This window comes from Coxiella endosymbiont of Amblyomma sculptum (assembly GCF_009883795.1).
GTDB lineage: Bacteria > Pseudomonadota > Gammaproteobacteria > Coxiellales > Coxiellaceae > Coxiella.
Genome location: NZ_CP033868.1, coordinates 92,537 through 118,326, shown reverse-complemented (window position 1 = coordinate 118,326; position 25,790 = coordinate 92,537). Strand labels below are relative to the sequence as shown.

The following is a 25,790-nucleotide window of genomic DNA, read 5'->3' as shown; positions in this document are numbered from 1 at the left end:
TTCAAAAAAGAAGACCGAAATGTTTGTATATAATGAGACTTTTCTGTATTTAGGGGATTTCCTATGGAGATAAATGCAAAACAGGATATCCAATCGATTGTTGGTTCCGAATCTACTATTTCAGAAAATGATACTTTCGATCGGTTGTATGTAATTAAACGCAATGGACAATTGATGAAATATGATGCGAATCGAATTATCGCAACGATGAAAAAAGCTTTCTTGTCTGTAGAAGAAGCAAAAACTCGCAGTTTTAGTGGAGAAGAAATCGTTACCCAACTCGCCAACCAAATCACCGTTACGTTTCAAAAGAAACGGCCATCCGGAGGTACTGTCCGTATTGAAGCCATTCAGGACAAAGTAGAGCGTACATTGATATACGCGGGTCTACATAAAGTTGCGCGTTCCTACATCTTATACAGGAAAAGACGATGTAAACAACGAGAAATACAAAAGGCTACTACGTACGATTGCAACAATGGTAATAGTATCTATATAACATCTGACGATGGTTCTAAAGTCTCACTAGACGATTGTTGGCTGACCCGTATTGTTCATTTGGCTTGTAGGGGTCTCAAAGATGTAGATGCCGACCAAATCTTATCGCAAACAAAGAACAATTTGTTTGATGGAATCACTTTGCAAGAAGCTTATAAAGCGCTAGTGATGACCGCGCGTACCTTGGTGGAGAATGAACCGAACTACAGTTATGTTGCCGCCCGATTACTCCTACACAATCTCTATAGCGAAGTGCTAGATGGCTTAAATATAAATCACAATCTAGCATATGAAGAAATTTCTAAATACTATTCAGAGGCTTTTAAGACTTTTATCAAAAAGGGAATTGAGTTAGAACATTTGGATCCTAAATTGAACAATTTTAATCTGGATCATCTTGCAAAAGCTTTATGGTCTAGAAACGATAAGAAGTTTACCTATTTGAGCTTACAAACCTTATACGATCGCTATTTAATACATCATAACCAAGTGCGCATCGAACTACCTCAAGTTTTTTTTATGCGTGTAGCAATGGGATTAGCTCAATCGGAAAGAGACGATTACAACGAACGAGCAATTGAATTCTACAAAGTTCTTTCTTCTTTTGACTTTATGAATTCAACGCCAACGTTATTTAACGCAGGCACACCTTTTCCGCAGCTGTCTAGTTGTTTTTTAACCACAATACCCGATAGCTTGGAAGGTATTTACAACGCTCTTAAAGACAACGCTTTATTGTCTAAGTATGCCGGAGGATTAGGAAACGATTGGTCTCAGGTACGAGCGATGGGCGCCTATATTAAAGGGACTAATGGAAAATCTTTAGGAATTGTTCCTTTTTTAAACGTAGCCGATGCTACCGCCGTTGCTGTGAACCAAGGGGGTAAACGTAAAGGCGCTGTTTGCGCTTATTTGGAAATTTGGCATATGGACATCGAAGAATTTTTAGATTTACGAAAAAATACGGGAGACGACCGACGTCGTACTCACGATATGAATACTGCTAATTGGATTCCGGATTTGTTTATGAAACGAGTCTTTGAAAACAAATTCTGGACTTTATTTTCTCCTGATGAAGTTCCAGATCTACACGACAAATTTGGTTCTTCTTTCGAAGAAGCGTATATTTCGTATGAAAATCAAGCCCTTCGAGGCGAAATTCGTGCGAAAACCATTTTTTCCATTTCCTTATGGAGGAAAATCCTCAGCATGTTATTCGAAACTGGACATCCCTGGGTGACGTTTAAAGATGCTTGCAATTTACGATCTCCTCAACAGCACGTTGGTGTTGTTCATAGTTCTAATTTGTGTACAGAAATTACTCTGAACACTTCCGCAGACGAAATCGCTGTTTGCAATCTGGGTAGTATCAATCTCGCCAATCATATAACAGAAGGAAAATTAGATATCAAAAAATTAGGATGTACTATTAAAACGGCAATCAGAATGCTTGACAATGTCATTGACATTAATTATTACAGTGTCCCACAAGCACGAAATTCCAATCTTAAGCATAGACCTATAGGATTAGGTTTAATGGGGTTTCAAGACGCTCTGTATATGCAGAAAATTCCTTACGCTTCTGAAGACGCTATACAATTTGCGGATCGCAGTATGGAAATCATCAGCTACTACGCTATCAAATCTTCAATGGAACTGGCTAAAGAACGTGGTGTTTACAAAACTTTTTTGGGTTCTTTATGGAGTCAAGGTATCTTGCCAATCGATTCTATTCAATTATTGAGAAACGATCGTGGCGATAAATATTTACAACAAAACACCAGTCAAACTTTGAACTGGGAGCACTTGCGTCAGCAAATTAAAATTCATGGATTGCGTAACTCTAACGTAATGGCAATTGCGCCAACAGCAACAATCTCCAATATTTGTGGAATCTCTCAATCCATCGAACCTACTTATCGAAATTTATTTGTTAAATCAAATTTATCGGGTGAATTCACGGTTATAAATCCCCATCTAGTCACAGAACTTAAAAGTCGAAATTTATGGGACGATGTTATGGTACACGACCTCAAATACCATAACGGAAGTGTACAGAAAATAGGTCGGATTCCCAAAGACATTAAGAAATTGTACGAAACTGCTTTTGAAGTAGAACCACAATGGTTAGTAAAAGCAGCTTCTAGACGGCAAAAATGGATTGATCAAGCACAATCATTCAATCTATATATGGCAGAACCATCGGGTAAAAAACTCGACAGCTTGTATCGTATGGCTTGGTTATATGGATTAAAAACAACCTACTATTTACGAAGTATGGGAGCTTCGGGAACAGAAAAATCGACCATTCACGATACGACATTAAATGCAGTTGTTAACGAAACCACTGGACACGTATCTTTAAACAAAGATCCTGACTGTGAAGTATGTCAATAAAACTATAAGTCTATAGAGAGAAATTCAAAATCTCTACATATAAGGAGAAAAGTAGATAATGAAGAGTCGCCAAAAGAAAAGCAGTCTGTTTATTTGGGATGATTGTTCTGATCCAAATACTTTGTTGCACGATGACGCTAGAAAACAGATTAACAGTAGAAATGAAACGGTTGATACAGGCAACCAAAATGATATTAATAAAAAATTTTTCGGTAGTAGTTCTTTGCAGAAAAGAGGAGCAATAGGACTCGAACAGATTGTAATGGGAGCAGAACGTATCCAAGTAGACGATAAAAGAATCATAAATTGTTGCGCCGATCTTAACCAACTAGTCCCATTTAAGTACAAATGGGCATGGCAAAAATATTTGTTTAGTTGCGCCAACCACTGGATGCCAAACGAGATAAATATGACAACAGATATTGCTTTGTGGAAAGACCCTTGTGGATTAACTACAGATGAGCGTACAATTATAAAACGCAGTCTCGGCTTTTTTTCAACCGCGGATTCTTTGGTGGCTAACAATTTGGTGTTGGCAATATATCGGCATATCACAAATCCAGAGTGTCGTCAGTACTTACTGCGACAAGCGTTCGAAGAGGCGTTACACACGCATGCTTATCAGCATATCGTTGAAAGTTTGGGATTGGACGAATCTGAGATTTTTAATATGTATCGAGAGCTGCCGGCAGTTTCTAAAAAATCCGTATGGGCTTTGCCCTTTACGAAAAGCCTCGCGGATCCGAATTTTAAAACTGGAACTCCGAAAAACGATCGTCGTTTTCTGCGGGATTTGATTGCGTTCTACGTAATTTTTGAAGGGCTTTTCTTCTATGTAGGTTTTACTCAAATTCTCGCAATAGGACGTAGTGGAAAAATGAATGGAACTTTGGAACAGTTTCAGTATATTTTACGAGACGAATCGATACATGTAAATTTTGGTATCGACGTAATCAATCAGATCAAAATCGAAAATCCGTATTTATGGACAAAAGACTTTCAAGAGGAAATCATCGCAATGATTCTTGATGGAGTAAATCTTGAATATCAGTATGCTAAAGATACTATGCCTCGAGGCATTTTAGGGATAAATTCCAGAATGTTCGGAGATTATCTGCGATACATTGCCAATCGTCGTCTCACCCAAATTGGGTTGCCCGAACAATTTCCTAATGCTAGAAATACTTTTCCCTGGATGAGTGAAATGGTAGACCTTAAAAAGGAGAAAAACTTCTTTGAAACTCGCGTGATCGAGTATCAAACTGGAGGTACGTTAAAATGGGATGAATAGAAATATGGGAGTGGAAATTGTATAGATCCTATATAAGTTGGATTGAAGAAGTTGATCCGAACACGGCTGGATCAACTCCGCCGGGTTTTTTCATCGATTTTTGAACATTTTCCTATCGATTCTTGTAGTTCGACAATCGCAGCTTGTTGTAAAATTTTAAAAAGACTAAATTCCTATTTAGGAGAATATGCGTACACATTATACCGATGAAATCAATTCGACGTTGATTGGACGGACTGTTATTCTCGCAGGCTGGATACACCGTCTTCGAAATCACGGTAGTTTGATTTTTATCGATCTACGCGATCGAGAAGGATTGATCCAGATCATTTGTAAACCTACTATTCCCCTGGTTTTTAAGATTGCAGAGAATCTTCGTAACGAATACGTTGTTAGTATTGAAGGTGTAGTTCGGAAACGACCAAAAGAGACGTATAATCCAAATGTCGCTTCTGGTGAAGTTGAAATAACGGCGATACAAATAACTCTATTGAATACATCCAAACCGTTGCCTTTCAACATCTGCGCTTATCAAGAAATAAGCGAAGAAATTAGATTGAAATACCGATATCTTGATTTGCGTCGTTCCGATACGGCCGGTCGCATTAAGATGCGTTCCTATATTTTTCGGGAAATTCGCTATTTTTTAGAGAAACATGGATTTCTAGATATAGAAACTCCTATGTTGACTAAATCTATACCAGAAGGAGCGCGCGATTATCTTGTTCCGAGTCGAAGTTGTCATGGTCATTTTTTTGCGTTACCTCAATCTCCCCAAATTTTTAAAGAAATTTTAATGATTGCAGGCTTTGATCGATATTATCAAATTGTTCGGTGTTTCCGAGACGAAGATCTCCGAGCCGACCGACAACCCGAATTTACTCAGCTGGATTTAGAAATGGCTTTTGTAACAGAGAGAGATATCCAAGACCTTATGGAAGAGTTAATGCGTTATTTATTTTCTAAATTTTTAAATGTGGATTTGCCCAATCCTTTTCCTCGTATGACTTACACAGAAGCAATCAGAATCTACGGTACAGATAAGCCCGATCTCCGAAATCCTTTAAAATTTGTTGACATTACAGACCTGATACAGACCGTTGAATTTGAATTTTCCAAAGAATTGGCTAACAATCCATGCGGACGTGCCGTTGCCTTTCTTCTTCCACAAGGTGTTAAGTTTATGACACGAAAAATCCTTAACGATTGTACAAAATTGATCAACATCTACGGCGCTAAAGTATTAGCTTATATTAAAGTTAAAAGTATCGATCAAGATCGTAAAGAACTCCAATCGCCTATTCTCAAATTCTTACCGAATAAAATCGTTTCCGAAATTCTATTACGCACACAAGCACAAAGCGGCGATCTAGTATTCTTCAGTACCGATAGTGACGCAAAAATTGTTAACACATCGCTACATGCTTTATGCAATCGATTATGTGCGGATTTTAATTTATATTTGGGATCGTGGAAACCGCTGTGGATAATAGATTTTCCTATGTTTGAGCGTCGTGAAGACAATAAAAAAAATTGGAAAGCATTTCACCATCCTTTTACGGCTCCTCAAGACAGAGATCCAATTAAAGTTATGAATGACCCTAAAGGATCGTTGTCACAAGCGTATGATATGGTTCTCAATGGAAATGAAGTTGGGGGAGGTTCAATGCGTATTAGCGACATCAATATGCAACGCACAATATTAAAAATCCTAGGCATTTCAAAAGAATTGGCAGAAATACAACTGGGGCATTTGCTGACGGCGTTGCAATTTGGCTGCCCGCCTATGGGCGGCATCGCCTTTGGATTGGATCGACTAGTAGCTATTATGACCAATTCCCCTTCTATTCGAGATGTAATTGCTTTTCCCAAAACTCAAACGACACAATGTCCTCTAACAAATGCCCCAACTCCTATTCCAATACACCAATTAGAAGATTTAGGACTGAAAATAAAAAAAAGTGAAAAATGACTATTTTTCAAATTTGGAGATTTTAATTATCATCGTAGAATCCCTTATAACAAAGATTCTAAATTGAGAAGACCGTTTCTCTCTATGCAAACGCGCAGCAGTAACACAAAAATGTATTTTCGAGAAAATTGTATATTTTGCGATTCCAACAAATTGCTAATCTTATACTTGCTTTGCACCGATTGCATTTATACAGAATTAAGGTTGAAAACTGAAACGTATAATGTTTAAAAGTTTATCATTGTAAGGTTAAAAAATGACGGAACAATCAAAGTGCTGTCAATCAAAAAAGCGAATCATTATTGGTATCGATCCAGGATTGCACGTTACTGGCTATGGAGTTATTTGGTCGAAAAATTCCCAACAAGGTTGTATAACATTCGGGCAAATCACACCTCAATCGAAATCTTTGAACTGTCGACTGCATCAAATTGAGGAAGGACTGTGTGACATCATCGCTTCTTACCAACCCGAAGAAGCTGCTATAGAAAAAATATTTACTTTCCGCAATCATCAATCAGCTCTAACATTAGGACAAGCTCGTGGAGTGGCTCTATCAGCTACAGCATCCGTTTGTATTCTTCCAACAGCCGAATATAGCGCTCGTCAAATTAAAAAAACTGTTGTAGGATATGGAGCAGCTACAAAAGCGCAAGTACAGTATATGATTCGAATGTTACTACAATTGGAAAAGATACCTTCGGCCGACGCAGCTGACGCGTTGGCAACTGCTGTATGTCATGCTCGATTTCCGTTTGATCAAAAAACTGACACGTACACAAAGAAAATTTCTTCAGTTGCGAAAGAAGTTCTAGAAGTAAAATTTTTTAATTAATAGGGAAAACAAATATGATCGGACAGCTTCGAGGAACGATTCTCGAGAAGAATCCTCCCTATTTGTTACTTGAAATAAATGGAGTGGGTTATGAAATCATAGCACCTTTGTTAACATTTCAGCATCTTCCTGGTGCGGATCGGGAGGTAGTTCTTTATACTCATCTTATCGTACGTGAGGATACATACATTCTGTACGGATTTCACAACGAAGAAAATCGTCTCCTATTTCGCAGATTAATCAAAATAAACGGCATTGGACCCAAATTAGCACTAACAATTTTGTCTAGAATGAACTCAGATGAATTTGTACGCTGTATTATCGATCAAAGTATTCAGCAACTCACAAGTATTCCAGGAATTAGTCGAAAAATAGCAGAACGTCTGTTTATTGAGACAAAAAGTGCTTTAAAAATTTGGAAATTAAATACTTCATCTGAAGAAAATGGTATATCCATCGCTCAGGTCTTCCAAAATTCCATTCAAGATGCCATTAGCGCTCTAGTTTCGTTAGGTTATAAACCTAAAGAATCCAAACGCCTCATAGAATCTATACAAAGACCAGGATTAACAAGAGAAGATTTGATTCGTAGAGCATTAAAGAAGCACAGAGTTATTGAAGACACTACCACTACTATTCCAGAGCAAAATTTATGACAGCAGAACGTCTTGTCCTTCGTCCACATCAGTTAAATGAATATATAGGGCAACCTTCTGTACAAGAACAAATGGACGTTTTTATTCGTGCGGCAATCAAAAGACAAGAAGCGTTGGATCATGTTTTAATTTTTGGACCTCCGGGACTAGGAAAAACAACTTTAGCGCATATCATTGCTTATGAAATGCGAGCAGAATTAAAACAAACTTCAGGACCTGCTCTAGAGAAAGCAGGAGATTTAGCCGCTTTGCTCACAAATCTTCAGCCACACGATGTATTGTTTATTGATGAAATTCATCGATTAAATCCGGCTATTGAAGAAATATTGTATCCTGCTTTGGAAGATTTTCAATTAGACATTATTATTGGTGAAGGTCCTGCGGCTCGCTCAATTAAATTAGATTTGCCTCCTTTTACTTTGGTTGGGGCTACCACTCGAGTGGGGTTGCTTACTTCTCCTCTGCGCGATCGTTTTGGAATTGTGCAACATTTAGAATTTTACCGTGCTGATGATCTAGTACGCATTATAAGAAGGGCAGCTTATATTTTGGGAGCATCTATCGAAAAAAACGGAGCTAAGGAAATCGCACACCGATCTAGAGGCACACCGCGCATTGCAAGCCGATTGCTCCGTCGGGTACGTGATTTTGCAGAAGTCCAATCTTCTGGAATCATTACCGGAAATATTGCCAAAAAAGCACTTGATTTACTAAATGTTGACACTCGCGGGTTGGATGTAATAGACCGAAAATTTCTAAAAATCATTATTGAAAAATTTCGAGGCGGTCCGGTAGGAATTGAAAATCTTGCAACCGCCATTTGTGAAGAACGTGAAACCATAGAAGACGTTATCGAACCCTATTTGATCCAAGAAGGATTTATCCTTCGCACACCTCGAGGTCGTGTTGCTACAGAACAGGCTTATTACCACTTCAAAAAATTACCTGTACCTTCTCTACTTTCTTATTCTTCTCAAGAAATCTTGTCTGTTGAAGATCGGTAGTGTTTCCCCCTTTCTTTTACTTCTCTTTTCTCCAAATCAGATTTAGAGAGGAATTTTTGTAAGACAGATTTGTTGAATCACCTTATTGCCATTACATAGTGTTTTAATGAAAGATTCTGTGCATAATAAGGAAAACGATTTAAAATCGAAAACAGATTCAACACTCGACGGCAGAACGGTAAATTTTCGTAAATTATTATTTTTCTTGATTAAATCTTTTTCCAACAATTTTCACGATAAGAATCGGTAAAACACAAAATCAAATAACCAAATATCCCAGATAGTGAAGAACCAACAATAACCCCTAATCTTACCATACTAAAGTAATTCTGTTTATCAATGCCATAAAACGCTATATTTCCAATAAATAAACTCATAGTAAAACCCACACCTGCTATTACACTCAATCCATAAAGAGAACGCCACCAGTTTCCACCACTGCCACTACTATAATAAGAAACGATTTGAGTCCATCTGCTCACTTTCAATACAATCCAACAAACTAGCCAGATACCGATCTGCTTGCCAAGAAATAATCCTAGAGCAATTCCTAAGGTGATAGGACTAAAGAACGTATTCAGTCCTATTCCTGCAAAAGAAACACCCGCATTTGCAAAAGCAAAAATTGGCAACACCCCAAAAATTACCAACGGATATAATGTATATTCCAAATTACGCGAAGGTGAAACTCTAGGATCTTTCCAATCACGGATTGGAATTGCAAACGCTAAAGCGATACCCACTAAAGTGGGATGCACACCTGATTTTAAAACACAAATCCATAAAGGAATACCAACTAAGATATAAACCGTAGTCGTTGTTATGCGTAATCGATTCAATAGAACCAAAAATCCTAAAAACAATCCCGCACTCGATAGAAAAATCAAAGAAATACATCTTGTGTAAAAAACAGAAATAATAATAATTGCACCGAGATCATCAAAAACAGCCAACGTTGTCAAAAATGTTCTGAGATTGGCAGGCAATCGATGATTGCCTATTAAAGACAAAATTCCGGACGAAAACGCAATATCAGTAGTGGTAGGAATCGCCCACCCTCTTAAGGAAAAGACATTTTTCCGATTAAAAGCGATATAGATCACAGAAGGAATCAGAATACCCCCAAGCCCTGCAAGAACAGGTAAGAGAGTCTTAGAAAGAATTGTGAATTTGTCATCAAATATCTCTCGTTTAATTTCTAATCCTACTAACAAAAAGAAAACGGTCATCAATCCACTGTTAATCCACAATAATAAAGATAGGCATAACTGCAACGGGCCTAATTGAACGTTAAAGGGAAAATTAAAGAAAGTCTCATAATAGTTCTTCCATGGAGTGTTATCAAAGATCAGAGCCAAAACGGCAGAAGTAAGCAAAAAAATACCGCTCATAGATTTTATTTTAGGAGACTCATACGGTATTTTCATTTTATATACACCCATTCCCACAAGATCTCGTGGAATTCTTCTCTGTTATCAATTCTGAAAGAATATGGTTTTTCCTCCTTCCTTTTGTATTCCTACTTGAACGAATTCACCTCTCCCCTATAAAGAGAGTTCTTTTTGACTCTCTTCAACACCAATCGCTATTAAACTCAAACAGAAATGAGAACAAGCGATTTAGAGATTGTATTTCATTTCGAAATCCAGTACTATTCAGAACTTCCTTATTAAGGAAGGAGGTAGATTGGTGCATGCCAATAATAACAATATCTGATAGCAACGCTTTCGATGTTGCTATGCGACGATTCAAACGCGCGTGCGAGAAAGCTGGGATTCTTGCTAAGCTTCGTCAAATTGAATATTACGAGAAACCTACCAGTAAGCGCAAGCGGAAACGCGCTGCTGCTGTAAAGCTCTATATAAAAAAAATGCAAAAGGAAAAGGAAGCAATGGAACGAGAGCGCACTCGGTATTTGGTCTAGTGGTCTAGTTTGGTACACAGCAGAAAACTAAACGTTTTTTGTACGCTGGCTCGTGTATTTTCTGGAAAGAGCGTGGAAAAACGTTCTGTGTTGCCTAGCGATTGAGGGCTTTCTCTTTTTACCAAGCACCATGCAGAAGTTGTTGAAAGACGGTCACTACCGGAATTTGTAGAATCAAAATTTAAGGCTTATGCGTCGTGTTCCTCAGAGTTTTATTCAAAAACTGCTTTCTCGTGTTGATATTGTAGAATTGGTTCGGTCGCGTATAAATGTAAAAAAGAGAGGTCGAAATTACTTAGGACTTTGTCCGTTTCACAACGAAAAGACGCCCTCTTTCACCGTTAGTCCCACAAAACAATTTTATTATTGTTTCGGCTGTAGAGCAAATGGAAATGCTATCAGTTTTTTAATGGCGTTTGATCGTACAGAGTTCGTAGAGACCGTCAAGAATTTGTCTTACAGACTTGGTCTCGACATTCCAACAGAGATTTGTCGATCTGTATCGCTCGACACAAAAGGTTTTTTTGATCTTTTGTCAGAAATTTCTTGTTACTATCAACAGCAGTTAAAAAATTCACCTGTCGCCATTGACTATTTAAAATCGCGTAAGCTTACAGGAAAAATTGCCGGTCAGTTCGCTCTTGGATACGCACCGTCAAATTGGGAAAATTTAAAAGCATTTGCCAAACACCCCAAAATTAGAAGTCAACTTATTGCCAACGGATTGCTTATTAAAAAAAATCATTTTTATTTTGATCGTTTTCGTAATCGCATTATCTTTCCCATTCGGGACATTCGTGGTCGTGTTATTGCCTTTGGAGGACGAATTCTCAAGAAAAACGATCAACCTAAATACATTAATTCCCCAGAAACTCCGATTTTTCATAAAAGCAATGAATTATATGGATTGTACGAAGCCCATGAAAAACAAGTCAATCCACCCCAATTTCTCATTGTAGAAGGCTATATGGATGTCATTTCTCTTCACCAATACCAAATTACCTATGCTGTGGCTACATTAGGCACCGCAACCAGTTCTCAACATTTAAAAAAATTACTGAGATATACTAATGCAATTGTCTATTGTTTCGACGGTGACAATGCTGGTCGAAGAGCTGTATGGCAAGCACTTATCGCATGCCTACCGTTGATGCGTGATGGAGTTGACATTCGTTTTTTATTTTTACCTGAAGGGGAGGATCCCGATAGTTTAATTCGAAAAATTGGTAAGGATGATTTTGAAAAAAAAATAAAAACGTCCTTGCCGTTAAGTAACGTATTTTTTTCTCTTTTAAAAGAAGAAATTCCATTACATTCCATCTCCGATAAGGCTAGTTTCGCTAGAAAAGCGTTGGAATATTTAGATGCCATGCCCAAAGGGCTTTTTTATCGGCTCTTGATTGAGGAAGTTGCCAAACAATTATCGATTCAACCGAGCGAACTCTATTCACTTGTTAAAGACAACAAAGACAATTCGGAAAGAGAACAACGCTATCGTCGTTCTTCTCAAGTACTCTCTCTAGCTCAACATATGATATCTATTCTAGCGCAAACACCATCACTAGTCAGTCTGATGCCAAAGAACATTTTCTCTATAGTTAATGGACCAGATACACAATTTCTCGCTAGAATTAGCGTATTTTTAGGCGAAAAAAAAATCGGATCAACTGCTGAATTGCTTGCTTTATGGCCTAATTCTCGGGAGCGTCAGCTAATTGCGGATTTAGTTGGACGCCGATTGCTCGAAGAATCTCGCCTATCAGTTGACGATTTAGCCGTTGAACTTCAAGATGCTATCCAACGACTTCAAGACCAAACTAAGAAAGAAAAAATGCTACAGATTTTAAAGACAAAAGAACTTGACAAAAGAACCAACTGATCCCATACGTATATATGTATGAAGGAAATCTGTCTTAAAAATTTTGCGCAAGAACCTATTAAAACTGTATTTGCGTTAAGGAAACGGAAAATTGAAGAGTGAAAAATCAAGAAAATTAAAATTTTACAAAATCCAGACAGAGAATCGTATTATTTGGACAGAAAGAGACATGGTAAAGAGAATTAGAAAACTCCAGTACCTCAGCAAACTTTGAGGAAAGAAAATTGATCAAAAAACTGCATCCTCCCTCTATACAACACCAGAAAACCGAAAACTTTACCTTATTGGAACCTGTTTTGGAAAATTCTCCTGAGGTTCAACATTTAGGTTTCAGCGCGTTGTTAGACGAAGCCAAAAACAAAAGATATTTGGTTCATGAAGATCTCATCAATCTTCTACCAAACGACTACGCTGATCCTATACAAATGGAAAGTATTATCAGTCGACTGACTGAGATGGGAATTAAAGTATTCGAGATTCCTCCCGATACAGATTCTCTTCTTTTAGAAGAAGACACTCAGTCAGATGAGGAAATTAATGAGGATGTAGCGGAAGTGCTGGCAACAGAAACCCGAACTACAGATCCTGTTCGTATGTACATGCGAGAAATGGGCAGCGTAGAACTGCTGACTCGTGAAGGTGAAATTATCATCGCTAAAAAGATAGAAAGTGGAATTCGTCAAGTAATGAAAGCTATGGTTCAATATCCTGAACTCATTCAAATCTTCATCAAAGAGTATGAAAATGTCATAGCTTCTGAAGGTCGATTAAGCGATCTACTCATCGATTTTTTCGATGAAGAAAATTTATCTCTTAAAACAGATAAAGAAAAAGAGACGAGCGCCGATGCAAAAGAAAGAGAGAAAAAAATTGGAGAAAGTGCGACAGATGAGTTCACCGGAGAGAATAATCCTGATCCAATAACAACAAGAAAACATATAGAAGAACTAAAAACATTATACAATCGCTATTTAAATGCAATCAAAAACTACGGTAAACAAGCGCCCACTACTCTTAAAAATCAAAAAAATTTAGCAAAACATTTTTCCACTTTTAAGCTCTCCGTTCGACAATTCAATCGACTCACTGGACAATTGCGCTATCTGCTACAAGAAGTTCGTAATTATGAGCGATTGATTATGACTTATTGCGTAATGAAAGCGAATACACCGAGAAAAAGATTTATTGCGTCTTTTCCTCACAACGAAACAAATATGCATTGGTTGGAAAAATATGAAGAAGAAAATCAGGAACAGAAAAAACAACTGAAATTCTATAGTAGAGAGATTTTTCGCGCTCAACGAAATCTTGCACAATTAGAGAAAAAAAGTAATTTGACCGTTCAAGAAATTAAAGAAATTAATCGTCGGGTTTCTATTGGAGAAGCCAAATCGCAACGCGCGAAAAAAGAAATGATTGAAGCCAACTTACGTCTGGTAATTTCTATAGCAAAAAAATACACCAACCGTGGATTACAATTTCTTGATCTGATCCAAGAAGGAAACATTGGATTAATGAAAGCTGTGGATAAATTCGAATACCGAAGAGGATATAAATTTTCGACCTATGCTACTTGGTGGATTCGACAGGCAATCACTCGTTCAATTGCCGACCAAGCTCGCACTATTCGTATTCCCGTTCATATGATTGAAACTATAAATAAACTTAACCGGATTAGTCGAAAAATTTTCCAAGAAACCGGTACGGAAGCTACTCCTGAAGAATTAGGCCGTCATATGGATATGCCAGAAGAAAAAGTGAGGAAAGTGTTGAAAATTGCTAAAGAGCCTGTCTCTATGGAAACACCAATTGGTGAAGAAGAAGATTCTAATCTTGGTGATTTTATTGAAGATATAAATATAGAATCGCCTATCGAATTTGCAACTTCAGCTGGTTTAATGGAAGCGATTCGAGAGATTTTGTCTACTCTTACACCGCGTGAATCTAAGGTTCTGCATATGCGGTTTGGAATTGATATGAATACCGACCATACTCTAGAAGAAGTGGGAAAGCAGTTTGATGTAACCCGAGAACGAATACGTCAAATCGAAGCAAAAGCGCTACGGAAATTGCGCCATCCCAGTCGCGCTGAGAAATTACATAGTTTTCTTGAAACTGAAGAATGAAGAGTTGTCGTTTTGTTCTGTTCTCCTGTTGCTTCTCTAACTTCTTAATCGGGAAATCTACCTTTCCGGTATTAGTTGTTTCTTCAAATACGGAAGTTGATAATTTTATAAGGAAAGAAATGAAAAAAAACATACAAAAACATCAACCGATCGATGGGCCCACCAGGATTCGAACCTGGGACCTGTCGATTATGAGTCGATTGCTCTAACCAAACTGAGCTATGGGCCCGCCCACACATAGAAAACTCTCTTCTCTGAAGAACCGTTTACGCTATGCTACCCAGAAAATGAAAAAAAGTACATTCCAAACCAAAACAAAAACCACAAATCTCATCCATATTGTATTTCTCTTTTTTTATTGTTCATTAAAATTCGAGGGCATTTCCGTCTCTAAAAGAAGAAGGAAACGCCTTCATTCATTTGTTGACAGCAAAAGGGGACTCTCAATGGACAAAAATTATAGTATGATTATTTTCCTTATAGTATTATGAACTTATACGTATCAATTTTGATTGTATCTTCTCTTTTGTTTTGTAGTTGCGCGATTGAGTAATTTTTGAAAAACGTACCCTTAATGATTCTCGGTTGGCGCGAATGGATCGCTCTTCCTGATCTCGGAATCGATCGCATTAAAGCCAAAATCGATACTGGCGCAAGAACCTCAGTCTTACATGCTTTTTCTGTAAAAATCTTTCATAGAAAACCCTGTAATTGTTTACATTTTCGATTATATCCTATACAAAAAAACGATCAGGTTATGGTTGCTTGTAAAGCAAACATTCTGGATCGAAGGTTTGTAACCAATTCGGGGGGTTGTAAAGAATTGCGTTACGCTATTAGGACAAATGTCATTCTAGGTAACAGACGTTGGTCTATAGAAATTACACTCACTAATCGCGACAAAATGGGTTTTCGAATGTTGTTAGGACGATCGGCTTTACAGAACACTGTTGTCAATCCCAGTCGATCATTTATAGCTAGTTATAAGGATTTTATTCAGTGAGAATGGTGATTTTGTCAACCAAGAAAGAACTCTACTCTACCCATCGCTTAAAAGAAGCCGCTTGGTCACGAGGACACCAAGTTAAAATCATTAATACATTGCGATGCTACATGAGCTTAAGTCATGAAAAACCTACTATTCACTATATGGGAAAAGAATTGTCTACCTATGACGCTGTCATTCCTCGTATTGGTTCCTCTATCACCTTTTATGGGACAGCTGTAGTACGCCAATTTGAAATGATGGGCATTTTTTGTCTTAATTCTTCTATAGCTATTACTCGATCTAGAGACAAATTTCGTTCTCTTCAATTTCTTTCCCGAAAAGGAATCGATCTGCCCGTTACCGGTTTTGCTCATTCGCCTGATGATATCGACGATCTTATTCAAATGGTAGGAGGCCCTCCTTTAATTATTAAACTTATTGAAGGAACACAAGGGATCGGAGTAGTCTTAGCCGAAACTAAAAAAGCGGCGGAAAGTGTAATACAAGCATTTTTGGGATTGAAAGTGAACATTATTATTCAGGAATTCGTCGGAGAAACTCAAGGACAGGATGTGCGTTGTTTTGTTATTAACAACAAGGTGGTTGCGTCTATGTTGCGAGAAGCGCGGTCTGGGGATTTCCGATCCAATGTACACCGAGGAGGAGCAATTAAATTAGTTAAAATTACCCCAAAAGAAAGAGAAATTGCCATTAATGCGGCCAAGACTATGGGGCTTAATATGGCTGGTGTTGATTTGCTGCGTTCAAAACGTGGACCTCTAGTACTTGAAGTCAACTCATCACCAGGATTGTATGGGATAGAAACGATCACCCGTCTGGATATTGCTGGAATGATTATCAATTTCATAGAAAGGAATGCTAAACCAATCAAAGGATATAATCGCTATCAAGGATGAATTTTAAAGTAATTCTTTCTCAAAGCAACTTTATGTACTTATAATATACAAATATAAAACAAACCGTTTCGCAATTTTGCCTATTTTATACAGAGACCATACTCCTATTTTCGCGATATTTAATGTGGAAAAATCTAATTTTTATATCCGTCCTACCGATTTTTATCCGCATCTCGAGAGTAGTCTGGGGTGAGGAGAATTGTTGGGAAAATTCTTCGTCTTTACAAAAACCACTAGAAGCTAATCTATCGGAATAGGAACGGAATCCAGATGCGATTTTGTAAACATTTTAAACAACAGAAAGAAAATGAAATATTGTGCAGAAAAAATAAGAGATCAGAGTTTTCTGTGCTTTAAGAACGTATTGTCTAACTTTTGCGGAAATCAACTTGTGTTAAAAATACGGAAGAATTTTAGTGTTCTTTTTCGGTACAGTTTATACATCCAATAAGAATCTCAATAGGAATTTGTAGCAGACAACTACGTACAGAAAGATAACATAAATATTTCTAATCCTAAAAAGAAAAATGGTGTTTTCCAAGACATACCAATAAATCTTATAAAATTTGTCTCTTTCGGGTTTGGGATGGGATTATTACCTTGTATGCCAGGTACGTTTGGAACGCTATTGGGAGCAATGTTTTATTTTTTTTTACGTCAATTTTCCTTATTAACTTACAGTATTGTAGTCTATGCTCTTTTTGTTTTTGGTATAGTTGTTTGTGATGTCACCAACCGTCATCTAAAATCTTTAGACCATCCAAGGGTTGTATGGGATGAAATGGTCGGATTTTTATTTGTCATGGTCTCTGTCCCTAAGATTTGGTATTACGTTGCCGTGGGTTTTGTTTTGTTTCGTACATTCGACATCTGGAAACCCTGGCCTATCGAATGGATTGAAAAGAACATTAAAGGCGGTATGGGAGTGATGGTTGATGATACAATAGCTGCTTTGTACGCGTGGTCTACCTTAATGGCTATTATCAATTTCAAACATCTATTTACAAACTTTTTTTAAACCAAAACCTAACCGAACCCGTTTATATTAAATTTCAGTTTTTTCTGTTCTTACATTTTCTGTCGAAATTTTCTAAAATATACTTAACCCCACAATAGGGGCAGATAAAAAATCCCCTTTGTTCAATAGGCAGATACACTCGAGGATGAGCGTCCCAAAGACTATGTCCTTTCATAGGACACGAAATCGGTAAATCCGATTGAGTTATATATTGTTTCACAAACGCGTGACTACCCACCACACAAAGACTAGATTTTAAGTTCCCATCCTCTCTAAAAGAGGAAAACCAGAGAAAGGTTTTTACCGTTACCCCTCTGAAAATATCTTAGCTGTAGCCCAAATCCTTTGCAAACTAAAATCCTTTTTACTTTATATTTGTTATGATAAAAATAAAACAAATTGGAACGCCAGATCTTATTTTTCTCATGTACCCACTCCTTTTACCCAATTAGCCAGTTGATCAAAAGCTTCATAGTAAGTAAGATCCACACGCAATGGAGTAATTGAAACGCATTGACTGTTAATGGCAAAAAAGTCTGTTCCTGGACCCGCATCTTGTTCAGCTCCTGCTGCTCCTACCCAATAAATAGGACGTCCGCGAGGATCAATCTGTCGCACTATCGGTTCAGATCGATGGCGAGCGCCCAATCGGGTAATTCTGAACCCTCTTAGTTCTCGATAAGGTAAATCTGGTACGTTGATGTTCAGTATCGTATTAGGAGGTAAAGAATCTTTTACGATATGTTTAATCAATCGTCGAGTAACTTCAGCCGCTGTTTCGTGGTAAGAAAATCGTTCTCCTACCAAAGAAACTGCCAATGCGGGGAGACCCAAAAAACGTCCCTCCATAGCGGCAGCCACTGTCCCAGAATACCAAACATCATCACCCAAATTAGGACCATCGTTAATTCCAGCTACCACCATATCGGGCACTTCCTGAAGTATTCCTGTAATGGCTAAATGTACACAATCAGTAGGTGTGCCTTCTACACTAATCATTCCATTTTCTAAATTCCTGATATGCAGAGGGGCATGTAGAGTTAAAGAATTGCTTGCTCCGCTGCGATTGCGATCCGGTGCTACGACATTTACGCGACCAAATTCTCTCAAAGAGCTAACCAAAATTGACAAACCTTTTGCGTATACACCATCATCATTAGAAAGCAATAAATGCAATTTTTTTTCTGTAGAAGTGGTTTTCATAGAAAACATACTAACATCTTGTATCTAATCTTACGATACAGTCTGCAAAATCTATAATTGTCAAAGCCAACAGACAGAAACGAAGATGCAAAATTCAATTTTTGCATTTTAAGTCAAAAACATCGACAATTAAAAAAGTTGTGCTTCTTCTTAACACTTTTGCATTTTTTGTTTTTAGACATCTGATTTTAATATTTGTACAAAGAAGGAGTGTGATCGGACACCAACCCGATCCAAACCGAAAAAGTCAATACTACAAAAAATACAAAATAGCGGAAATTAAAACAACCTCTTTATTCTGTTCTTGTTAAGGGAAAAATTTTTCTTCCGGTGTACGGTGCTTTTTCTTTAAGTTCGCACTCAATCCGCAAAAGACGATTGTATTTGGCTATTCTTTCGGATCGACATAAAGAACCTGTTTTTATTTGCCCTGCGGCAGTTGCCACTGCTAAATCAGAAATCGTAGTATCCTCTGTTTCTCCAGAACGATGAGACACAACAACACCATATCCGGAATTTTTAGCTAATCCTATAACGGCTAATGTTTCTGTTAAAGTACCTATTTGATTAGGCTTAACTAAAATGGCATTTCCTATATTATTTTCAATACACTCCTTAAGAATTTTTGTATTCGTAACAAAAATATCATCTCCTACCAACTGTATTGTCTTGCCAAGGCGTTTTGTCAACAATCTCCAGCCAGTCCAATCTCTCTCAGAGAGACCATCTTCAATAGAAATAATGGGATATTTTTTTACCCATTCCATATAACGATCGATTAGAGCTTCACTAGTAATTTTTTTGTTCTCAAAGAGATAATATTTTTCTCGATAGAATTCTGAACTCGCCGCATCAAATGCTAACCAAATGTCTTTCCCCGGAGTATAGTGAGCATCTTCAACAGATTCCAAAATTAATTCGAATACCGATTCAGTGTTTAATGAATCTAAAGAAAAGCCGCCCTCATCACCGACAGAAGGTACCAACCCATAAGACATTAAACGATGCTTTAATGCATGAAAAACCTCAGATCCATAGCGTAAAGCTTCAGTAAAATTCGGGGCTCCTAGTGGGACAATCATAAATTCCTGAAAATCTAAATTGTTATGTGCATGCACTCCACCGTTTATAATATTCATCATAGGGATAGGAATACTAAATGGACCTTCTTCGCCCCCTAAATAGCGATATAAGGGAAGATCAGCGTCGTCAGATGCAGCGTAAGCTACCGCTAAAGACACTCCAAGAATTGCATTGGCACCTAAATTAGACTTATCTTCTGTTCCATCCAACTCAATCATAATACGATCAATATCTTCCTGTAATCCCGGATCTTGACCCAGTAAAGAATTCCGAATGGGGCCGTTTACGTTTTCTATCGCCTGCAATACGCCCTGTCCTCTATAACGACTGAAATCGTTATCGCGTAATTCTATAGCTTCACCCTTACCAATAGAGGCTCCAGAAGGTACCGCAGCAAAACCCCTCGCGCGAGAAGACAATACAACCTCTACAGAAATCGTAGGATTTCCACGAGAATCTAAAATTTCACGAGCGACAATATCAACAATAGTAGATTTCACAAAACACCAAAAATCAACTTATCTAAAAAATTTTTTCCGAAACTTCGTTCCCGAATCCAAAATATAGCCTCCTTTGTTCACAACAACTGCCTTTATCTCTCTGCGCACCTACTTGGACAAAACCAGATAAGAAACAAATTGATTGTGATAAAAATCCAACTCGAAATCTTTGTTCTTTAAAAGATTGAATTAAGTTCGTTTGCTGTATCCAAAAAATATTCACTTTTCTATTACCGACTTTCTATCACCAATCCTACAACTAAAGAAAAATAACAGTCATCCAAGATATTGCAAAATCCCAAATTTTCTATATACTTTTTTATTCTACAGATTTAGTTACTTTTATGCCTTTCTAAGGCAGATTTGATAAATCCGATAAAAATTGGATGTCCCCTACGGGGAGTAGAAGTAAATTCCGGATGAAACTGGCAACCCAAGAACCACGGATGATCAGACAATTCAACCACTTCTACAAAAGAGTTGTCAAGCGAACGTCCTGATACGATTAGATTTTTCTTTTCCAATACACCAATCCAATCGTTATTAATTTCATAACGATGGCGGTGCCTTTCTGTAATAATATCTTTTCCGTAGATTTTTTGTACCAATGTTTGAGATTTAAGTCGGCAGATTTGTCCGCCAAGGCGCATGGATCCGACCCAGTCTCCACGAAATTTGGATTTCTCTATAACTGCACTGTTTTTCGTCCGTTCGTTCACTAGCGATACGACCGGATAAGGACTGTCTGGATCAAATTCTGTACTATTAGCATTCTTCATATCTGCTTTATGACGAGCAAACTCAATTACTGCAATTTGCATTCCCAAACAAATTCCCAAAAAGGGAATGTCATTTTCTCGTGCATATTGTGCTGCTAAAATTTTCCCTTCAACACCTCTCAAACCGAATCCTCCAGGTACCAAAACGGCGTTCGACTTTTTCAATAAACACGTACCGTATGACTCGATCTCTTCAGAATCGATATATTCAATATTGATCTGTGTATATGTATGAATACCAGCGTGTATAAGCGCTTCGTTTAGAGATTTATAAGAATCCGAAAGATCTACATATTTTCCAACTATAGCAATATTTACTGAATATAAAGGATTTTTTTGTGCCGCTACTACTTTTTCCCAATCTCCTAAGTTGACAGGAATAGATTTAATTTTTAATTTTTCACAAATCCGATCTCCTAATCCTTGATTAGATAAAATTAGAGGAATTTCGTAAATGGATTGTACATCCAACAAAGAAATGACATCAGAAGCTGTTACATTGGTGAACAAAGCAATCTTTTTCTGATCAGTTTTGGACAAAAGTTTTTCAGAACGACACACCAAAATATCAGGTTGAATACCAATAGAACGCAATTCTTTTACTGAATGTTGAGTGGGTTTGGTTTTAATCTCTCCCGCGACAGAAACATAAGGTACTAAGGTTAAATGAATAAATAACGTTTTTTCTTTACCCAATTCGATACGCATCTGTCGTATAGCTTCTAAAAATGGCAAGGATTCAATATCTCCTACAGTCCCTCCAATTTCCACCAAAGCAATATCCGATCCTCTAGCGCCTTTACGAATCCTCTCTTTAATTTCATCTGTAATATGAGGAATAACTTGAATGGTTCTTCCCAAATAATCACCCCATCTCTCTTTTCTAATTACATCAGCATAAATTTGTCCTGTCGTGAAATTATTTTCTCGCGTCATAGTCACATCCACAAAACGCTCGTAATGTCCTAAATCCAGATCGGTTTCTGCCCCGTCTTCTGTTACAAACACTTCACCATGTTGGAAAGGATTCATAGTTCCCGGATCAACATTAATATAAGGATCGAGTTTAAGAAGAGTAATCCCGAAACTTTGTGCTTCAAGAATTGCTCCAAGAGATGCCGAAGTAACACCTTTTCCTAGAGAAGAAACCACTCCTCCGGTAATAAATATATATCGCACCATAAAAATATCGCTTTTTCTGCCTATTACTATTATTATATGATAGTAGATCCGCACAATCTATCGCGGTAGAGTTATCCCTTGTTGACCTTGGTATTTCCCTCCGCGATCTTTATAAGAAATCTCACAAACTTCATCAGACTCTAAGAACAACATTTGTGCAATCCCTTCATGAGCGTAAATCTTAGCAGGGGAGCTGGTAGTGTTAGAAAACTCCAAAGTAACATGTCCTTCCCATTCAGGTTCTAAGGGCGTAACATTGATAGTGATTCCACATCGCGCATAAGTAGATTTTCCTAGACAAATTGTCAATACATTTCTCGGAATTTTAAAATATTCCACTGTACAAGCCAGAACAAAAGAATTTGGCGGTATAGTGCAAACGTCTGCTTTCAAATCCACAAAACCATTGCGATCAAAATTTTTTGGATCAACAACAGAAGTGTTAATGTTAGTAAAAATTTTGAATTCGTTCGCACAACGAACGTCGTATCCATAACTCGAAGTTCCGTAAGACACAATCTTTCCCGATTGTGCGTAACAAACTTGATTCGATTCAAAAGGGCTAATCATTCCATAAAATTCAGCCATGTATCGAATCCACTTGTCTGATTTGATCGGCATTGTTTTATTTTTTCTCTCACAGTGACAGCGGAAAATTTCCTCTACAACAACCAATCGATTTACAATAGAAGTTGTTCCACCAATGCAATAGCGATACTTCGGTAAATCTTTGCTACAGAACCATTTGGATCCGAAATCGCTGCGGGGATTCCTCTATCCGAATTTTTACGAATAGCAATATCAAGAGGTATTTTTCCCAGAAAAGGGATACCATTAGCGTCAGCCATTCTTTTTCCACCTCCTTTTCCAAAAATCGGTTCTTCATGGTTACAATAGAGGCATTTGTAAGTCGCCATATTTTCAATAATTCCTAAAACAGGAATACCCAATTTTCTAAACATTGCAAGTGCTTTACCGGCATCAACTAAAGCTACTTTTTGCGGAGTAGTGACAATAACGGTTCCAGACACAGAAACTTTTTTAGACAAAGTTATAGGTACATCGCCTGTCCCTGGAGGCAAATCCAGAATAAGAAAATCGAGATCTTCCCACAATGTTTCGTAAACCAGCTGATATAAGGCTTGGCTCACTATTGGACCTCTCCATATTATCGGAGTTTTTGTATCGATTAGATAACTCATAGACACCGATTGAATACCGTGCTGACGAAGAGGAACAATTTTTTTTTCATTATTAACTCGCGATTTCTCGCGAATTCCTAAAATAACAGCCTGATTAGGACCGTGAATGTCTGCATCCAGTAACCCTACCTCAGCTCCCTCTCTGTACAGCGCCACAGCAAGATTAGCAGAAACGGTTGATTTTCCAACACCGCCTTTTCCTGAAGCAACAGAAATAATATTTTTGATCGCAGGGGTTCCCTGCCCTACTTGCACCGCGCGAGCTGATATAGAACGACTCTTTAGCTTATTGCAAATAAGTGTTTCTTTCACGAGGATTCAACCATTTATTTTTCTATTTGCTTAAAATACTTCCGTTACAAATCCATACTTCATTCTTCCCAGAATCTTTCCGTAATAAAAAGAAAAACACAGTTTCTTCCTAAAAACCGATTTCTTATTGTTTCTAAAACAAAAAAATCCCGGCGGAATAGTATCAAAAAAGATAACACTAAACAACTTCAAGTGAATCTTTAGTAACAAGCGAATCTTTGGTAAAATGAACATCGATTGACGTTTCGTTGATTACGAAACGTAAGCATTATTGTGCATACAAAAAAAAGATACATTTTAGTTACCGCTGCTTTTCCTTATTCCAATGGGCCAATTCATCTGGGACACATGGTAGGATATATCCAATCTGACATTTGGGTACGTTTTCAACGTCTTTCCGGAAATTCATGTCTTTACATCTGTGGAGAAGATGCTCATGGAACTGCTGTTATGATTGCTGCCCAAAAATTGGGTATCTCTCCCGAAGTCTTCGTAACCAAAATGCACAAAGAACATGCCAGAGATTTTTCTGATTTTTTAATTAATTTTGATAATTTCTATACAACACATTCTTCTGAAAATCGTATACTATCCGAATTCATTTATCAGAAATTAAAAGAAAATGGTGATATTTTTACAGAAACTGTTTTGCAAGCTTACGATCCTATGCGCAATATATTTCTCCCTGATCGGTTTATTCGGGGACTGTGTCCTCGCTGCAGAGCGCCAAATCAGTACGGCGATGTTTGTGAGTTGTGTGGCGCTACATACAATCCTACAGAATTAATTAATCCAATTTCCGCTTTTTCTGGTACTAAACCTATACAAAAATACTCAAAACATTGCTTTTTTGCTTTAAATCGGTATAGAAATTTTCTGAAACACTGGATTAGTGAAGGTCATTTGCAACCTCAAGTTGTAAACAAATTGAACGAATGGTTTGCAAACGATTTGAAGGCGTGGAACATTTCTCGGGACTCTCCTTATTTTGGTTTTAAAATTCCTGACTTGAACAATAAATACTTCTATGTATGGATGGATGCCCCCGTTGGCTACATGGCTAGCTTAAAAAATCTCATCGAGAGACGCGCAGAAATTGATTTTGATTTTTATTGGAAAGAGGAAAGTGCAACCGAACTGTACCATTTCATAGGAAAAGACATTATTTATTTTCATACTCTTTTTTGGCCAGCCATACTTTCCAGTGCAAATTTCCGTTTGCCAACAAAAATCTGCGTACACGGTTATCTTACTATTAAGGGTCAAAAAATGTCGAAATCCCGAGAAACGTTTATCACCGCTCGTCAATATTTAAAGAGTTTGAATCTAGAATACTTGCGATACTATTTTGCTGCTAAATTAGGTTCTCACATTGAGGATATTGATTTTAATCCGGAAGATTTTTTCCGACGTATCAATGCTGATTTGGTTGGAAAATATATCAACTTGGCCAGTCGTTGCGCTAGTTTTTTTACCAAAAACAAAGAAATCAAATTATCCGAAACGCTACCAGAACTTTTGTTGTATGAGTCTTTTATAGAAGTTGAAGAGAAAATTCTTCAGTATTATGAAACTTTAAACTACCGAAAAGTTGTACGTACGATTATGACGCTTACTGATCGAGCCAATCAATATATCGATAAAGAAAAACCATGGATATTGGCAAGAGAACCTGGCCAAGAAAAGCGAATCCAGGCCGTTTGTACACAAGGACTAAATTTATTTAAAATTTTAACGACTTACCTGAAACCCATTTTACCAAATACAGCGCAGAAAGTAGAAATATTTCTCAACTGTGGTGAATTGAATTTCGAAAATTTAAAAAATCCACTACTGGCTCATCCTATTAACCCATTCCATCCTTTAATACAGAGAATAACACTAGAATCTATAGTTCAACTGCTCCAATAAAAAAACGAAAAACTCCATGTTTAATAAACCAAACGATCTATCCCAAACCCAACAAACTCGACACATCTTGTGCGATTGCGAATTGTATCGTTTTCACTCTTCTGCAGTAATTG

General features: G+C 37.5%; 20 protein-coding genes and 1 tRNA gene. 13 read left to right on the top strand and 8 right to left on the bottom strand.

All coding sequences use genetic code 11. The annotated features are described in order from the left end of the window. Positions 1 to 63: 63 nt before the first annotated feature. From EGQ50_RS00525 to ruvB, 6 genes are all read left to right on the top strand, one after another. Positions 64 to 2,895, top strand: coding sequence for a ribonucleoside-diphosphate reductase subunit alpha (locus EGQ50_RS00525; protein ID WP_159747642.1), 2,832 nt, complete (start codon positions 64 to 66; stop codon positions 2,893 to 2,895). A 58-nt stretch (positions 2,896 to 2,953) separates the two neighbouring features. Continuing rightward, positions 2,954 to 4,186 (top strand): ribonucleotide-diphosphate reductase subunit beta, encoded by a 1,233-nt coding sequence (locus EGQ50_RS00520; RefSeq protein WP_159747640.1) that lies wholly within the window; start codon positions 2,954 to 2,956, stop codon positions 4,184 to 4,186. Between the two features lie 187 nt (positions 4,187 to 4,373). Further along, on the top strand, positions 4,374 to 6,158 hold the full coding sequence (gene aspS / locus EGQ50_RS00515) for an aspartate--tRNA ligase (RefSeq protein ID WP_159747638.1): 1,785 nt from the start codon (positions 4,374 to 4,376) through the stop codon (positions 6,156 to 6,158). 256 nt (positions 6,159 to 6,414) lie between these two features. Then, positions 6,415 to 6,993, top strand: coding sequence for a crossover junction endodeoxyribonuclease RuvC (gene ruvC, locus EGQ50_RS00510; protein ID WP_159747636.1), 579 nt, complete (start codon positions 6,415 to 6,417; stop codon positions 6,991 to 6,993). A gap of 14 nt (positions 6,994 to 7,007) precedes the next feature. Further along, positions 7,008 to 7,649: a Holliday junction branch migration protein RuvA gene (ruvA, locus tag EGQ50_RS00505; protein WP_159747634.1), complete on the top strand. Its 642-nt coding sequence runs from the start codon at positions 7,008 to 7,010 to the stop codon at positions 7,647 to 7,649. Beyond that, on the top strand, positions 7,646 to 8,653 hold the full coding sequence (gene ruvB, locus EGQ50_RS00500; protein ID WP_159747632.1) for a Holliday junction branch migration DNA helicase RuvB: 1,008 nt from the start codon (positions 7,646 to 7,648) through the stop codon (positions 8,651 to 8,653). The genes ruvA and ruvB overlap by 4 nt, the downstream gene beginning before the upstream one ends. Positions 8,654 to 8,862: 209 nt before the next feature. Here ruvB and nhaA read toward each other — a convergent pair whose 3' ends face one another. Then, positions 8,863 to 10,080 (bottom strand): Na+/H+ antiporter NhaA, encoded by a 1,218-nt coding sequence (gene nhaA / locus EGQ50_RS00495; protein WP_159747630.1) that lies wholly within the window; start codon positions 10,078 to 10,080, stop codon positions 8,863 to 8,865. 266 nt (positions 10,081 to 10,346) lie between these two features. Here nhaA and rpsU point away from each other — a divergent pair, with 266 nt between their 5' ends. The 3 genes from rpsU to rpoD all read left to right on the top strand — a co-directional run bounded on the left by rpsU (position 10,347) and on the right by rpoD (position 14,582). Further along, positions 10,347 to 10,577, top strand: coding sequence for a 30S ribosomal protein S21 (gene rpsU / locus EGQ50_RS00490; protein ID WP_159747628.1), 231 nt, complete (start codon positions 10,347 to 10,349; stop codon positions 10,575 to 10,577). A 190-nt stretch (positions 10,578 to 10,767) separates the two neighbouring features. Next, entirely contained in the window at positions 10,768 to 12,456 is a 1,689-nt protein-coding gene (gene dnaG / locus EGQ50_RS00485; RefSeq protein WP_159747626.1) for a DNA primase, read from the top strand. Between the two features lie 251 nt (positions 12,457 to 12,707). Further along, positions 12,708 to 14,582 (top strand): RNA polymerase sigma factor RpoD, encoded by a 1,875-nt coding sequence (rpoD, locus tag EGQ50_RS00480; RefSeq protein ID WP_439952613.1) that lies wholly within the window; start codon positions 12,708 to 12,710, stop codon positions 14,580 to 14,582. A gap of 154 nt (positions 14,583 to 14,736) precedes the next feature. Here rpoD and EGQ50_RS00475 read toward each other — a convergent pair. Then, positions 14,737 to 14,811: transfer RNA gene (locus EGQ50_RS00475), tRNA-Ile, on the bottom strand. Between the two features lie 327 nt (positions 14,812 to 15,138). On the opposite strand from EGQ50_RS00475, the gene EGQ50_RS00470 reads away from it, so the two are divergent. The 3 genes from EGQ50_RS00470 (at position 15,139) to EGQ50_RS00460 (ending at position 17,505) form a co-directional block, all read left to right on the top strand. Then, a complete protein-coding gene (locus tag EGQ50_RS00470) occupies positions 15,139 to 15,585 on the top strand; it encodes an ATP-dependent zinc protease family protein (protein WP_246168970.1) in 447 nt (148 codons plus the stop codon). Next, on the top strand, positions 15,582 to 16,487 hold the full coding sequence (rimK, locus tag EGQ50_RS00465) for a 30S ribosomal protein S6--L-glutamate ligase (RefSeq protein ID WP_159747624.1): 906 nt from the start codon (positions 15,582 to 15,584) through the stop codon (positions 16,485 to 16,487). Before EGQ50_RS00470 ends, rimK begins: the two co-directional genes overlap by 4 nt. A 499-nt stretch (positions 16,488 to 16,986) precedes the next feature. Continuing rightward, positions 16,987 to 17,505 (top strand): phosphatidylglycerophosphatase A family protein, encoded by a 519-nt coding sequence (locus EGQ50_RS00460; RefSeq protein ID WP_369692074.1) that lies wholly within the window; start codon positions 16,987 to 16,989, stop codon positions 17,503 to 17,505. Positions 17,506 to 17,539: 34 nt separating this feature from the next. On the opposite strand, the gene EGQ50_RS00455 is transcribed toward EGQ50_RS00460, so the two are convergent. The 6 genes from EGQ50_RS00455 to EGQ50_RS00430 all read right to left on the bottom strand — a co-directional run bounded on the left by EGQ50_RS00455 (position 17,540) and on the right by EGQ50_RS00430 (position 23,766). After that, positions 17,540 to 17,746, bottom strand: coding sequence for a zinc-finger domain-containing protein (locus EGQ50_RS00455; protein WP_246168967.1), 207 nt, complete (start codon positions 17,744 to 17,746; stop codon positions 17,540 to 17,542). Between the two features lie 182 nt (positions 17,747 to 17,928). Further along, entirely contained in the window at positions 17,929 to 18,681 is a 753-nt protein-coding gene (gene surE / locus EGQ50_RS00450) for a 5'/3'-nucleotidase SurE (RefSeq protein WP_179958520.1), read from the bottom strand. Between the two features lie 320 nt (positions 18,682 to 19,001). Then, positions 19,002 to 20,291, bottom strand: coding sequence for a phosphopyruvate hydratase (gene eno / locus EGQ50_RS00445; RefSeq protein ID WP_159747620.1), 1,290 nt, complete (start codon positions 20,289 to 20,291; stop codon positions 19,002 to 19,004). 332 nt (positions 20,292 to 20,623) lie between these two features. Beyond that, the gene (pyrG, locus tag EGQ50_RS00440) at positions 20,624 to 22,252 is read right to left on the bottom strand and encodes a CTP synthase (RefSeq protein WP_159747618.1); all 1,629 of its coding nucleotides are present in this window, start codon (positions 22,250 to 22,252) and stop codon (positions 20,624 to 20,626) included. A 57-nt stretch (positions 22,253 to 22,309) separates the two neighbouring features. Then, on the bottom strand, positions 22,310 to 22,873 hold the full coding sequence (gene dcd / locus EGQ50_RS00435) for a dCTP deaminase (protein WP_159747616.1): 564 nt from the start codon (positions 22,871 to 22,873) through the stop codon (positions 22,310 to 22,312). Between the two features lie 59 nt (positions 22,874 to 22,932). Next, positions 22,933 to 23,766: an Mrp/NBP35 family ATP-binding protein gene (locus EGQ50_RS00430; RefSeq protein WP_246168966.1), complete on the bottom strand. Its 834-nt coding sequence runs from the start codon at positions 23,764 to 23,766 to the stop codon at positions 22,933 to 22,935. Positions 23,767 to 24,039: 273 nt separating this feature from the next. On the opposite strand from EGQ50_RS00430, the gene metG reads away from it, so the two are divergent. Next, positions 24,040 to 25,677 carry a methionine--tRNA ligase gene (metG, locus tag EGQ50_RS00425; protein WP_159747614.1) on the top strand — a complete coding sequence of 546 codons (1,638 nt, stop codon included), beginning with the start codon at positions 24,040 to 24,042 and terminating at the stop codon, positions 25,675 to 25,677. Positions 25,678 to 25,790 lie beyond the last annotated feature (113 nt).

Bases quoted from the DNA above. Each gene is read 5' to 3' on its own strand.
- rpsU (WP_159747628.1), top strand. From the start codon at position 10,347: ATGCCAATAATAACAATATCTGATAGCAACGCTTTCGATGTTGCTATG.
- ruvB (WP_159747632.1), top strand. From the start codon at position 7,646: ATGACAGCAGAACGTCTTGTCCTTCGTCCACATCAGTTAAATGAATAT.
- ruvC (WP_159747636.1), top strand. From the start codon at position 6,415: ATGACGGAACAATCAAAGTGCTGTCAATCAAAAAAGCGAATCATTATT.
- dcd (WP_159747616.1), bottom strand. From the start codon at position 22,873: ATGCCGATCAAATCAGACAAGTGGATTCGATACATGGCTGAATTTTAT.
- EGQ50_RS00525 (WP_159747642.1), top strand. From the start codon at position 64: ATGGAGATAAATGCAAAACAGGATATCCAATCGATTGTTGGTTCCGAA.
- ruvA (WP_159747634.1), top strand. From the start codon at position 7,008: ATGATCGGACAGCTTCGAGGAACGATTCTCGAGAAGAATCCTCCCTAT.
- nhaA (WP_159747630.1), bottom strand. From the start codon at position 10,080: ATGAAAATACCGTATGAGTCTCCTAAAATAAAATCTATGAGCGGTATT.
- dnaG (WP_159747626.1), top strand. From the start codon at position 10,768: ATGCGTCGTGTTCCTCAGAGTTTTATTCAAAAACTGCTTTCTCGTGTT.
- pyrG (WP_159747618.1), bottom strand. From the start codon at position 22,252: ATGGTGCGATATATATTTATTACCGGAGGAGTGGTTTCTTCTCTAGGA.
- aspS (WP_159747638.1), top strand. From the start codon at position 4,374: ATGCGTACACATTATACCGATGAAATCAATTCGACGTTGATTGGACGG.
- EGQ50_RS00520 (WP_159747640.1), top strand. From the start codon at position 2,954: ATGAAGAGTCGCCAAAAGAAAAGCAGTCTGTTTATTTGGGATGATTGT.